Genomic DNA, 12,673 nt, shown 5'->3' with positions numbered 1-12,673 from the left:
AATCCGTAGCCCGGCTAAGCGCAGCGCGAGCCGGGGAGAAGACCGCACCGATGCATTCATCCCGGCACATTCCCCGGGTTGCGGCGCTGCGCGCCTTACCCGGGCTACCGACCCGCAGACGGCTATGAACCCGTAGCCCGGGCTAAGCGCAGCGCGAGCCGGGAAGAAGACCGCAACAAAACCTCATGCTGTGCACCTTCCCCTGAGGCGGGCTACCGGTCCGCAGACGGCTATGAGCCCGTAGCCCGGCTAAGCGCAGCGCGAGCCGGGAAGAAGACCGCAACAAAACCTCATGCTGTGCACCTTCCCCGGAGGCGGGCTACCGGTCCGCAGACGGCTGTAAACCCGTAGCCCGGTCAGCGCAGCGCCACCGGGAAGAACCGCAGACGAACAATGGCGGCAGACATCTACTCGTTAAATACCCGCCTGAAGGCCGTCAGCAGCCGGGTATTTTCCTGCTGACTGCGGATCGCGATGCGGAAGTAGCGCCCGTCGAGCCCCGGGTAGTTGGCGCAGCTGCGGATCAGGATGTGCTGTTGCAGCATCGCGTATTGCAGATCCAGATCCGCCACGTCGCAGCGCAGAAACAGATAGTTTGCCCGCCCGGGATAGACCGTCAGGCCGGGAATATGGCGCAGCTGATGGTAAAAGCGCTGCCCCTCCTCCGCCAGCCACTGCCAGGTTTGCTGCTGGTAGGCGCTATCCTGGAGAATGATTTCCCCCGCCAGGGCGGCAAACGCGTTTATCGACCACGGCATCTGGCGCTCGCGCATTCTCGCCACCGCCCGCGCATCGCCATTGGCCAGATACCCCAGACGCAGGCCGGGAATAGCATAAAACTTGGTCAGCGAACGCAGTACCCACACGTGCGGGTTGTGGCCCAGCAGCGGAATAAATCCCGGCTCGTCGGGGATAAAATCGATAAACGCTTCATCGAGAATCAGGGCAATGCCCAGCGACCGACAGCGTTCAGCAATCATCTCCAGCAGACGGCGCTCGGGCAGCAGGCCGGTAGGATTGTTCGGCGTGCAGAGAAATAAGCAGTCCAGATCCGGCGTCAGGGCGTCAAGAATCGCCCCGGTGAGCTGCCAGCCATCCGCCTCGCGCAGCAGAAATTCCCGCACCGCGCAGTCCACCGACTGCAGCGCCCGGCGGTATTCGGCAAAGCCCGGGGTGACGATCATCGCCTGGCGCGGTTTCAGCCCCTGAACCAGCGTAAAGATCGCTTCGGTTTCGCCGTTTCCGGCGAGGATCCACGAGGCGGGGATCTGATGGTGTTCCGCCAGCGCAAGGTGCAGCTGCTGATACTCAACGTCAGGGTAGCGTTCGGCGCAGGCCATATTGTCGAGGATGGCGCGCTTTAAACTTTCCGGCATCCCCAGCGGATTAATATTGGCGCTAAAATCCAGCAGCTGCGCCGCAGAGATGCCCAACAGCGCGGCGGCCTCGCGAATATTGCCGCCGTGCGCGCTCTTTAATAGAGCCATTTCACTTTCCTGTTGCGTTACCCTCGCCTTGCCAGCGTCGCGCCGTCGGCGAAGTAGGCTTTAATCCCTGCCAGAATCGACTCTGCAACTTCCTGCTGGAATTTCGCCGTTTTCAATTTACGCTCTTCTTCGACGTTACTGATAAACGCGGTTTCCACCAGAATCGATGGAATATCCGGCGCCTTCAGCACCGCGAAGCCCGCCTGCTCAACCCGGTTCTTGTGCAGGTTATTAATGTTGCCCATCTTTTCCAGCACCGCCTTGCCGAACTTCAGGCTGTCGGCGATGGTCAGCGACTGCACCATGTCGAACATCGTGTGGTCGACGTAGCGATCGCCGCTTTTGCTGACGCCGCCGATCAGGTCCGAGGCGTTCTGGGTCTGCGCCAGATATTTAGCCGCGGTACTGGTAGCCCCTTTGGTTGACAGGGCAAACACCGACGATCCGCTGGGCTGGCGGCTGGTAAACGCGTCGGCATGAATAGAGACAAACAGGTCGGCGCGCTGCTTCTGCGCTTTGGCGACGCGGACCTTCAGCGGGATAAAGACATCCTCGTTGCGGGTCATATAGACCTTCATATTGCCCTCTTTCTCGATCAGCGCGCGCAGCCGCCGGGCTATCTGCAGCACCACGTCTTTCTCGCGGGTGCGGTATTTTCCCACCGCGCCGGAGTCTTCGCCGCCGTGGCCGGGATCGAGCATGATAACAATGGGTCGATCGCGCCCGGCTTTACCCGGTTTAGGCCCGCTCTCCGCAGGCGGAACCTGCCGCTGAAGATCGCCTTTGTTGTAATCTTCGAGCAGCGCCAGCAGCGGATCCTGCACGTCGGTGGCGTTAGCGGGATAGAGGTCCATGACCAGACGCTCTTTAAACCCGGCGACCGGAGCCAGCGCAAACAGCTGCGGTTTCACGTTCTGTTTCAGCTCAAACACCATGCGCACGGTTTGCGGATCGAACTGCCCCACGCGAGCGGATTGAATATAGGGATCGTCACCGCGAATCTGACTCCCCATACCTTTCAGTACGGAGTTGAGATTAACCCCTTCCAGATCCACCACCACACGTTCAGGATTGCTGAGCGCAAACTGCCGATATTTCAGGATATGGTTGGACTCCACGGTGACGCGCGTGTAGGTCGATGATGGCCAGACGCGTACGGCAACCACCTGCGCCGCGGCAGCCAACCCAACCGGACTCACACTCATTAACCACATGGCGCCCGCCCCCTGTAAAAATCGGCGGCGGCTTAATCCTGACTTGTATCCCGACATGCCACTCCCAAGCAGTAAGAAATCATTCGTATTTAAAACAAACAGATTGACCGGAAACTTTAACGAAAGGCGCATAACCTGTCATCTATAAAAGGGTAAACAATCTTTGACACCCTGATTTGGCTCACACTGTTTTCCCGGCTCAGCCAAAAATTGGGGCTTGCGTTTGCCGGCGAAACAGAATAAAAATACAGTAATTACGAATAATCATGCATTGAGGTTGTGTCATGGTGAAGGAACGTCGCACCGAACTGGTAGAGGGATTCCGCCATTCTGTCCCTTATATTAATGCCCATCGGGGTAAAACGTTTGTCATCATGCTGGGCGGGGAAGCCATCGAGCATGATAATTTCTCTAGTATAGTCAATGACATTGGCCTGCTTCACAGCCTGGGGATTCGTCTGGTGGTGGTCTATGGCGCCCGCCCGCAGATCGATGCCAACCTGGCGGAGCATCGTCACGAGCCGGTTTATCATAAACAAACCCGAGTGACTGACGCCAAAACGCTCGAGCTGGTTAAGCAGGCGGCGGGCATGCTGCAGCTGGAAATTACCGCTCGCCTGTCGATGAGCCTCAACAACACGCCGCTGCAGGGCGCCCATATCAACGTGGTCAGCGGCAACTTCATTATCGCGCAGCCGTTAGGCGTGGACGACGGCGTGGATTACTGTCACAGTGGGCGCATCCGGCGCATCGATGAAGAAGCCATTCACCGCCAGCTGGATAACGGCGCGATCGTGCTGATGGGCCCGGTTGCGGTGTCGGTCACCGGCGAAAGTTTTAACCTGACCTCCGAAGAGATTGCGACCCAGCTGGCGATTAAGCTGAAAGCCGAAAAGATGATCGGCTTCTGCTCATCGCAGGGGGTTCACAATCAGGATGGCGAGATCGTCCCCGAGCTGTTCCCCAACGAAGCCCAGGCGCGGGTGGAAGAGATGGAAGCGGACGAAGACTACAGCTCCGGCACCGTGCGCTTTCTGCGCGGCGCGGTAAAAGCCTGCCGCAGCGGCGTGCGCCGCTGCCACCTGATCAGCTATCAGGAAAACGGCACCCTGCTGCAGGAGCTGTTCTCACGCGACGGTATCGGTACCCAGATAGTGATGGAGAGCGCCGAGCAGATCCGCCGCGCCACCATTAACGATATCGGCGGCATCCTCGAGCTGATTAGCCCGCTGGAGCAGCAGGGCATTCTGGTCAGGCGTTCGCGCGAACAGCTGGAGATGGAAATCGATAAATTCACCATTATTCAGCGCGACAACACCACCATCGCCTGCGCCGCGCTCTATCCTTTCCCGGAAGAGAAGATCGGCGAAATGGCCTGCGTGGCGGTGCATCCGGATTACCGCAGCTCATCGCGCGGTGAAGTGCTGCTCGAACGTATTGCCGCGCAGGCGAAGCAAATGGGCCTCAGCAAGCTGTTTGTTCTTACGACCCGCAGCATTCACTGGTTCCAGGAGCGCGGATTTACGCCGGTCGACGTCGACCTGCTGCCGGAGAGCAAAAAAGAGATGTACAACTATCAGCGCCGCTCCAAGGTGCTGATGGCAGACCTGGCCTGATCCCTTCTCCCCGGAAAGCGCGCGGCCGACCGGGGAAAACCTCACTGGGCGGAAAAGATATCCGTCAGGCCGCTGCGTCGTTCGGTACGCGCAGCCACCGCCTGAGTCAGCACCTGCTCATCGGCATAGATCGACAGCTGCCGTTTCGCACGCGTAATAGCGGTATAAACCAGCTCGCGGGTTACCAGCGGCACGCTGCGCGAAGGCAGGATCAGCGCCGCGTGATCGAACTCCGACCCCTGCGATTTATGCACCGTCATCGCCCAGGCGGTATCGTGCTCCGGCAGACGACTTGGCTGTACCGACTTGATGCTGCCATCGGGCATCGGGAACCAGACGCGCAGGCCATCGCCTCTTTCCAGCGCGATGCCGATATCGCCGTTAAACAGCCCCAGCGCGCTGTCGTTGCGGGAGATCATCACCGGCCGTCCTTCATACCAGCGCGAATGCCGCGGTAACGCGATCGCCCGCTTGCGGTTCAGCATCTGCTCCAGCTGTTCGTTCACGCCGCTGACCCCATACGGCCCCTCGCGCAGCGCGCACAGCAGCTGGAATTCGCCAAAGGCGGCGATCATCTCTTCGGGCTCAGCCCGCTCGCGCAGCAGTTGCAGGAAGCGGCCATAGCCCGCCTGCGCCTGATTCAGCATCGCTTCATACTCTTCGGTGGCGCTCAGCGGATACAGGGCGATATCGTCGAACGACTGACGCAGCGTTGCGCGTACCGCGCTGCGCTCGCCGCTGTTCACCGCCCACGCCAGATGGCCGATACCGGAATGGCGACCAAAACGGTAGCTTTTTTGCAGCAGGCACAGGCTGTCGCGCAGCGCACCGGCAACGTTGCCCTCGCCCGCCGGCACCGGCTGGCCGGTCAACCGGGCGAGCTGTGCCGCCCGCGCCGGGGTATAGCCTGCATTAACCCAGGCGCAAATATCCCCCAGCACCGCTCCGGCCTCTACCGACGCCAGCTGATCGCGGTCGCCAAGGAAAATCACCCTTCCGTGCTCAGGCAGCGCGTCGATCAGGCGCGACATCATCGGCAGGTCAATCATTGAGGCTTCATCCACCACCAGCACGTCAAGATGCAGCGGGTTGCCGGCGTGATAGCGCATCCGCTGGCTGCCGGGCTGCGCGCCCAGCAGGCGATGGAGGGTGCTGGCTTCGGTGGGCACCAGCGCCTTTTGTTGGTCGCTGAGAGGGAGGCGGCGCAGCGCCGCACCGAGGGACTCGGTCAGGCGCGCCGCGGCTTTACCGGTCGGCGCCGCCAGGCGAATCCGGCAGCGCGGGCTGGAGAACGTCTGGATCAGCGCGGCCAGCAGTTTAGCGACGGTCGTGGTTTTACCGGTGCCCGGACCGCCGGAAATCACCGAAATCCGTCGGGTCAGGGCGACCGCAGCCGCCACTTTTTGCCAGTCCGTTTCCTCAGCGGGCGGAAACAGCGCGTCGAGCGTCGAAGCCAGCCGGGCTTCATCCACCTCCAGAACCTGATTGGCCTCATTGAAAAAGCGCGCGACGGTTAATTCGTTGCGCCACATGCGGTTGAGGTAAAGCCGTTCGCCGCAGAGGATCATCGGCGTCGGGCGCTCACCGCCGCTGACCGCCTCAGCATCGTTAAGCAGCGGCAGCCAGCCGTCCGGGGCGCCGGTCAGCTCAAGGATCTGCTCACTCAGGCCTGCCGCTTTTGCGCTCAGCAGCTCATCCTCGGCGAGACGGGAAATCGGCAGGCAGACGTGGCCTTCACCGGCATCGCGGCTGAGAATGGCGGCGGTGAGCTTCACCGCCGGATGCGCCTCCTGCGCCACCATGAGCGCAAACTGGACGTCCAGCGGGCGCAGCAGGCGCTGTTCAACCGCCTGCAGTAACAGTTCATCCATGGTCATAGCACAACCTCCTGGGTTTCCCCGGCAAACAGCGCATCGAGGCCGTTAATCAGCGGCAGCGCCGGCCGGGTGGTGAAGATACCCTGCCCGCCGTCCTGCCCGTCCATGCCGCGTAAAAAGAGATAAATAACGCCGCCGAAGTGGCGTTCGTAATCATAATCGGCAATGCGGTGGCGTAAATATCGGTGCAGCGCCAGGCTATAGAGCTGGTACTGCAAATCGTAACGGTGCGAACGCATTGCCTGCCGCATCGCGTCCTGGGTATAGGCCTCGCGATTTTCCCCCAGCCAGTTGGATTTGTAATCCAGCAGGTAATAGCGGCCGTTGTGGCGAAACACCAGGTCGATAAAGCCTTTCAGCATCCCCCGCACCTGGCGGAAATCGAGCGTTGGGGTATCCACGGAGAGCGGATCGTACTGACGAATCAGCGCATCCAGACGCAGGGGATCCAGCGGCTGTTCGATGGGCAGATAAAACGCCATCTCCACCTGTTTATCGCCTTCGCTCAGCTGATTAAGGGCAATCCCCGCGCCGGGCAGAGGGGTACGCAGCACGCCGTCGAGCCATGCGGTCAGTACCGGGGTCCACTTTTCCTCGAAGCCGCTCAGTTGGAGCCTGGCCGCCATCCAGTCGGCGGGAACCGGCTGGGTAAAATCGAGATCTTCGAACAAACTGTGGAGAAACGTCCCCGGCGACGCGCCGCGGGGGAACTGGTGCGGAGTAAGCTGCGGCTCTTCCGCGACCTCACCGACGCCGGCGGCATCGACATCCAGACGCGGCAGAAGATCTTGCGCCGCGCTGTGTCCATTCTGCTGCAGGCCGGAGTAGCTGGTGACCCGCCAGTCATCGGTCACCGAACGCGCGAGCAAACGGGCTGAAAGCGGCGGAAGCGCCGCCTGCGGAGCCTGCCACGGAGTTGGCGCAGCCGTATCCGGGAGCTGCAGGGCGATCTCCCCGCTGCAGAACGCCTGCAGGCGCGCCATCAGCCCTGCGGCATCCATCGCTTCCCCGCCCTGCAGCAGGCGGCCCAGCGCGCTGTGGTGAAAATCGCTGGCGCCGGGCTTGTCGCTGCGCCGGGTGCTGAGCGGCGCAACGCCAAGGCTGCAGTGCCAGACCGCACGGGTCAGCGCGACGTAAAGCAGGCGCAGATCTTCGGCCAGGCGTTCGGCCTCCGCCAGCTCCATGCTGCCCTCAGCCTGCCCCAGGTCGAGAACGGCGGCAAAGGAGGTTCTGTCGTGATAAAACGCCTGATCCTGTTTACGGAAACGCGCAATAAACGGCAGCCAGACCAGCGGATACTCCAGCCCTTTCGATTTATGGATGGTGACGATCTGCACCAGGTGCTTATCGCTCTCCAGGCGCATCTGCTGGCTGGAGGCGTTGCTATCCGGCTCGGCGATATGCTGCGCCAGCCAGCGCACCAGCGCATGTTCGCTCTCCAGCTGGTTCGCCGCCTCCTGTAGCAGCTCGCTGATATGCAGGATATCGGTCAGGCGCCGCTCGCCGCCGCTGGTCGCCAGCAGGTTTTCGGCAATGCGCCGCGCGGTCATCAGCGCGCGCAGCATCGGCATCACGCCGCGCTGCCGCCAGACTTGCCGGTAGCCGCTAAACTCCTCTACCAGCTCATCCCAGGCCCGTTCGCTCTGGTTGAGGTTTTCAATGTCCTGCGCGTTTAGGCCGAACATTGCGGTTGCCAGCGCGCTGCGCAGGGTATTTTCCCGCTCGGGGGCCAGCACCGCCTGCAGCACCCACAGCAGCTCCTGCGCCTCGGGGGTTTCAAACACGCTATCGCGGTTGGAGAGATAGACGGAGGGAATCGACAGCAGCTGAAGGGCATCGCGAATTAACGACGCCTCCTGACGATTGCGCACCAGCACCGTGATGTCCGAAGCCCGCACGGGTTCAGCTTTTTCACCGCGCCACAGCAGCGCCTTGCCCTGCTGGCCCGCGCTGAGCCAGTCGCGAATTTGCGCCGCGCACAGCTGGGCCATAAACGCCTGGTAATCCCCCGCCCCGACGGCCTCGCCCGACATCAGCCAGATATTCATCGCCGGTACCGCAGCATCATCGACGGTAAAGCGCAGCCCCTGGTTTTTATCGGCCGACTTCACCGGCATAAACGGGATTTCGCGGAACATAAAGGGGTTATCGCTGAGGCTAAACAGGCGATTGACGCTATCAACCATCCCCGGCGCAGAGCGCCAGTTGGTATCGAGCGTATAGTGGGCGGTGACGTCCCCACGCGCTTTCATGTAGGTAAAGATATCCGCGCCGCGGAAGGCGTAAATGGCCTGTTTGGGGTCACCAATCAGCAGCAGCGCGGTGTCTGCCTGGCGCCGCCAGATGCGGCGAAAGATGCGGTACTGCTGCGGGTCGGTATCCTGAAATTCGTCGATCATCGCCACCGGAAAGCGCTGGCGAATCGCGCTGGCCAGCGCTTCGCCGCTCTCCCCGCGCAGGGCGTCATCCAGGCGGCTAAGCATATCGTCAAAGCCCAGCTCGCCGCGGCGGCGTTTCTCCCGCGCGACCGCTTCGCGGATTTCAACCATCGCCCTGGCAATCACCAGATCGGTCAAGGTTAACGGTGTCGCCAGCAGCGCTTCTACCGCGCTGAACAGCGGGTGTACCGGCGGCGCGCCGTCCGCTTTGGTGCGCTCAAGCAAGAAGGCCTGGGAGAACTTCTCCAGCGCATCCGGAAGCTGGTAGCTGAGGGTCTCTTCCTGGGCCCAGGCGGTCACTTTCTCCAGCCATTTCCCCTGATTGCCGCGATTAAACTTGCGCCGGTCGAGGCCCGAGTTTTCCAGCACCGCCTCAACCTCGCCCACCTGTGCCAGCCACTGCTGCTTCAGCGCGTTGATGCGTTCGATAATTTGCTGATGGCGTTCGGCCAGCGTTTCGTCAGCCGGCGGCGGCGATTTGAGCTGCGGCGCCTCTCCCTGTAGCCAGCGGTCGATGGATTTCAGCAGATCGCGCGGCCCTTTCCACGCTTCGTGGATAACCGCCGCGATGTCACGCGGCAGCGGGTAACAGTGGCGACGCCAGAAGTCGGCGCAGGCCTGATAGCGCAGCCGGGATTCATCTTCAATCAGCTGCTGTTCGAACAGCATGCCGGACTCAAAGGCGTTAAGGCTCAGCATCCGCTGGCAGAAGCCGTGAATGGTAAATACCGCCGCTTCGTCCATCTGCCGTTCGGCCAGCAGCAGCGTTTGCGCCGCCTGGGTTTTATCGGCGATTTCCGCCAGCAGCCCGGCGTAGAGAGGATTGTCGGTACTTTCGCGCAGGCAGGCGATACGCAGCTCGTGGATATTGCTGCGAATACGTCCGCGCAGCTCTTCGGTCGCCGCTTCGGTAAAGGTCACTACCAGCAGCTCTTCCACGCTGACCTGGCGGGGAAAGGCGGATTCCCCGCCCAGCCCCAGCAGCAGCCGCAGATAGAGGGCGGCAATGGTAAAGGTTTTTCCTGTGCCCGCAGAGGCTTCTATCAGGCGCTCGCCCGTCAGGGGCAAGCGCAGGGGGTCAAGAGACTCGGCGGTGTCGGTCATTCATTCTCTCGCATCAGGGGTAAGGATTTCTGCAATGCGCTGACGTTCTCCCAGACTTTGCCATCCTGCGGATGCGCATATTCCGCCTTGCCGTTCTGGCTACCGGAAACCTGGGAGAGAATTGCCATGCCCTGCGGATCCACCACCGTCTGATGGAAGAAGTCGGCAAGCTTTTGCGGCGTCAGCAGTTTAATCTGAGCCACTACTTTATCACGTGAATCGAAGCGCATATTACCGCGATCGAAATCTTTGCTCAGCTTCGACGCTTCATCGCCCAGCGTTTGCGGCGCTTCCAACATCTGACCGATCACCGCCTGCTGAATCTGCGCAAACTCTTCCGGCTTCATTGCCCGCAGTTTGGCTTCCGCCGTGGGGAAGAAGGCCTGGAAACGCTGCCAGAGGTAAGCCGGCTGCTTATCGCTGCTTTGCAGCAGGAAGCCCATCCCCCACTGGCGGCCAACGTTCATCGAGAAGGCGAAGACCGCGTAGCCCAGCTGCTCTTCCGTACGTAGCTGGTTATAGAACCACGGCTGTACGATTTGCCCGAGGAGCGAGCTGGCGGCAGAGCTGGCGTATTCGTCCACATTCGGCGGCGCGAAGACGGCGGCTAGCGCGGAATCGGTACTGTTGCCCGCTTTTTCAAAAATCGCCAGCTGTTTACGATCGACCAGAACGTCTTTGTTACGGCACCACTCGTTGCCGTCGGCGCCCAGCTGTTTTTGAATCTGCCGCGCCATGGCGGTGGATTGATCGGCGGTAAGATTACCGATGACCATCAGCTCCGGTCGCCCTTTCGCCTTGAGATTATCGCGGTATTCCAGCACCTCTTTCAGGGTGATCGATGGAAGCAGCGCCCGACGCTCTTCGCGCTGGAAGTACGGCACCTGAGAAACCATCTGAATCGGCATGATCGCCTGATCGTAGGCTTTGCCTTTATCCGCCGAATCCATCATCTGGGCGTACCAGGATTTAGCCTGCTCCAGCTGCTCTTCGGTTGGCGTATAGCTGAAGTAACCGTCGAGCAGGGCGTTAAACAGCTCAGGTAGATGCTGCGTATAGCCGTTGGCGTTAACCATCAGGCCGTTATTCGCGCCGGTAGAGAAGCTTATCCCCCCGACCGCCGCCTGGTTGCTGAGCTGGTCGAGCGCAATGCCCGCCAGATAATCATTGAGCGCAAACATCACCTGCCGGCGGGCGCTGTCCATTGCCTGCGGGTTACGCAGAACCAGCGAAATATCCGCTTTCGGTTCGCTGGCGAAGTACTGGCTCGGCGCGTAAATCACCCGCAGCGTCGGTTCATCTACAATCAGCTGCGGATGCGGGTAAGCCTTGTCGCTTTTGATTAAGCTGAAATCATCCGGAATATAGGGGTTCAGCACCGGCAGCTTGAGGTCGATGGCGCTGGACTTCTGCTGCCAGTCGGCAAAGGTCTGCTCGCTGATCTTATCCACCTGATAGGGCGCATTGACGAAGTAGGCGGTCTTGTTATGCGGCTCTTTCGGGCTGATGTACCAGATGCGGGCGTTTTGCGGCGTCATCATCGCCAGGCGGTCTTCGATCGCCTGCGGATCGTAGCGATCGGCAATGTTGACAACGTCCAGCGTATGCTCGACCGGCACGCGGATCATGGTGTCCGCCAGCCATTCGACGTAATCCATATTGCGGTTGATGGACGGGTAGCGGAAGTCGAGCGCCAGCACGTGGGCCAGCTCATCAAAATAGCGCTTATCGATTCCCTGGCTGCGCAGCAGATTGAGGTAGCTGAAGATGGCCGCGGTAACTTCATCGCGGTGCGCCAGACCTTTGTCCGTCAGGGTCGCGGATATAGCCAGCACCCCGCTGTTGCCGTTCACCACCGGGTCGGAGTCCGCGCGAATCCCTTCAACCAGCCCCTGCTTTTGCAGCCAGTCTGAGAGCGTGCCGGGACTGCGATTACCGATCATATAGGTCACCAGCTCGTCGGTTTTGCTGCGGAACTTGTCGCTATTATTATCAATGCGGAACTCCACGCGCAGCACTTTACGCGGCATCGCCGGAACGTAGTGAATGATGATGCCCTTTTGCGCATCGGTCACCACCGGGACGGTAATCTCCGGTTTGCTGATATCGTGGTTCGGCACGCGACCGTAGGTGGCCGCCGCGATGCTCGCCAGCTCCGGCAGAGGCTTGTTGCTGTAGATCACCGCTTTCATCAGGTTGGCGGAATACCAGCTATCGCGAAAGGCGTGCAGGGCATCAAGCACCGGTTTGCCGGGCTTGTCGCTCAACGTTTCAAGGTTACCGCCGGAAAACTGCGAGCCGGGGTGCGCCGGGTTAATGGTTTCCGCGCTAACCTGCGCCATTCGCATCCCGTCCCGGGTACGCGCCATCGTGAGCTCGGCGTTAACCGCATTACGCTCGCGGTCGGCATATTTTTTATCCAGCAGCGGCGCGGCGATGGCGTCGGCCAGGCGATCGACCGCGCCGTCCAGGGCATCGTTTTCCACTTCAAGATAGAAGGCGGTGCGATACGGGGCGGTGCTGGCATTGTGGCTGCCGCCGTGCATTTTGAGATACTCGGCGAGGCTGTCAGGCTGGGGATACTTTTTCGAGCCCATCAGCGTCATATGCTCCAGGAAGTGGGCCAGCCCCTGATGCTCGGCGGGATCCTGCAGCGATCCCACGGGAACGACCAGCGCCGACAGCGATTTTACCGCCTGGGGATCGGAAACCAGCAGCACTACCATGCCGTTATCGAGGCGGATCGCCTGATATTGACGGGTATCTTTTTCGCTTTTACGGATGGTTTCCTGGATCGGTTGCCATCCGGTGTCTGCCTGACTTAACGGCGCCCAGAGGGCGGCCAGTAAAACAATAACCTTGAACCATAAACTGCGGGGCATTCACGGACCTCATCATTAACAAACCTGGCGCTGCATAATTGACAGCCTTTATAAA

The 12,673-nt window shown here is 60.7% G+C and carries 6 protein-coding genes; 1 reads left to right on the top strand and 5 read right to left on the bottom strand.

What is annotated here, in order from left to right; translation table 11 throughout:
• Nucleotides 1–407: 407 nt before the first annotated feature.
• Nucleotides 408–1,487: a threonine-phosphate decarboxylase CobD gene (gene cobD / locus CDA56_RS24880; protein WP_102803916.1), complete on the bottom strand. Its 1,080-nt coding sequence runs from the start codon at nucleotides 1,485–1,487 to the stop codon at nucleotides 408–410.
• A 17-nt stretch (nucleotides 1,488–1,504) separates the two neighbouring features.
• Nucleotides 1,505–2,758 (bottom strand): N-acetylmuramoyl-L-alanine amidase AmiC, encoded by a 1,254-nt coding sequence (gene amiC, locus CDA56_RS24875; RefSeq protein WP_014226651.1) that lies wholly within the window; start codon nucleotides 2,756–2,758, stop codon nucleotides 1,505–1,507.
• 227 nt (nucleotides 2,759–2,985) lie between these two features.
• On the opposite strand from amiC, the gene argA reads away from it, so the two are divergent.
• Nucleotides 2,986–4,317: an amino-acid N-acetyltransferase gene (gene argA / locus CDA56_RS24870; protein WP_004853841.1), complete on the top strand. Its 1,332-nt coding sequence runs from the start codon at nucleotides 2,986–2,988 to the stop codon at nucleotides 4,315–4,317.
• A 41-nt stretch (nucleotides 4,318–4,358) separates the two neighbouring features.
• Here the strand turns inward: argA and recD are convergent, their stop codons facing one another.
• The 3 genes from recD to ptrA are packed head-to-tail and all read right to left on the bottom strand — an operon-like array spanning nucleotide 4,359 to nucleotide 12,618.
• Nucleotides 4,359–6,194 carry an exodeoxyribonuclease V subunit alpha gene (recD, locus tag CDA56_RS24865; protein ID WP_102803915.1) on the bottom strand — a complete coding sequence of 612 codons (1,836 nt, stop codon included), beginning with the start codon at nucleotides 6,192–6,194 and terminating at the stop codon, nucleotides 4,359–4,361.
• Nucleotides 6,191–9,736, bottom strand: a complete 3,546-nt coding sequence (gene recB / locus CDA56_RS24860) for an exodeoxyribonuclease V subunit beta (protein WP_014226653.1) — start codon at nucleotides 9,734–9,736, stop codon at nucleotides 6,191–6,193. Before recB ends, recD begins: the two co-directional genes overlap by 4 nt.
• A complete protein-coding gene (gene ptrA, locus CDA56_RS24855) occupies nucleotides 9,733–12,618 on the bottom strand; it encodes a pitrilysin (protein ID WP_025107418.1) in 2,886 nt (961 codons plus the stop codon). Before ptrA ends, recB begins: the two co-directional genes overlap by 4 nt.
• Nucleotides 12,619–12,673 lie beyond the last annotated feature (55 nt).

This window comes from Klebsiella michiganensis (assembly GCF_002925905.1).
Classification (GTDB): domain Bacteria; phylum Pseudomonadota; class Gammaproteobacteria; order Enterobacterales; family Enterobacteriaceae; genus Klebsiella; species Klebsiella michiganensis.
This window is presented reverse-complemented; position numbering and strand designations above follow the sequence as displayed.

Excerpts from the sequence above, each read along its gene's own strand:
- cobD (WP_102803916.1), bottom strand. The coding sequence starts at position 1,487 with ATGGCTCTATTAAAGAGCGCGCACGGCGGCAATATTCGCGAGGCCGCC.
- amiC (WP_014226651.1), bottom strand. The coding sequence starts at position 2,758 with ATGTCGGGATACAAGTCAGGATTAAGCCGCCGCCGATTTTTACAGGGG.
- argA (WP_004853841.1), top strand. The coding sequence starts at position 2,986 with ATGGTGAAGGAACGTCGCACCGAACTGGTAGAGGGATTCCGCCATTCT.
- recD (WP_102803915.1), bottom strand. The coding sequence starts at position 6,194 with ATGACCATGGATGAACTGTTACTGCAGGCGGTTGAACAGCGCCTGCTG.
- recB (WP_014226653.1), bottom strand. The coding sequence starts at position 9,736 with ATGACCGACACCGCCGAGTCTCTTGACCCCCTGCGCTTGCCCCTGACG.
- ptrA (WP_025107418.1), bottom strand. The coding sequence starts at position 12,618 with ATGCCCCGCAGTTTATGGTTCAAGGTTATTGTTTTACTGGCCGCCCTC.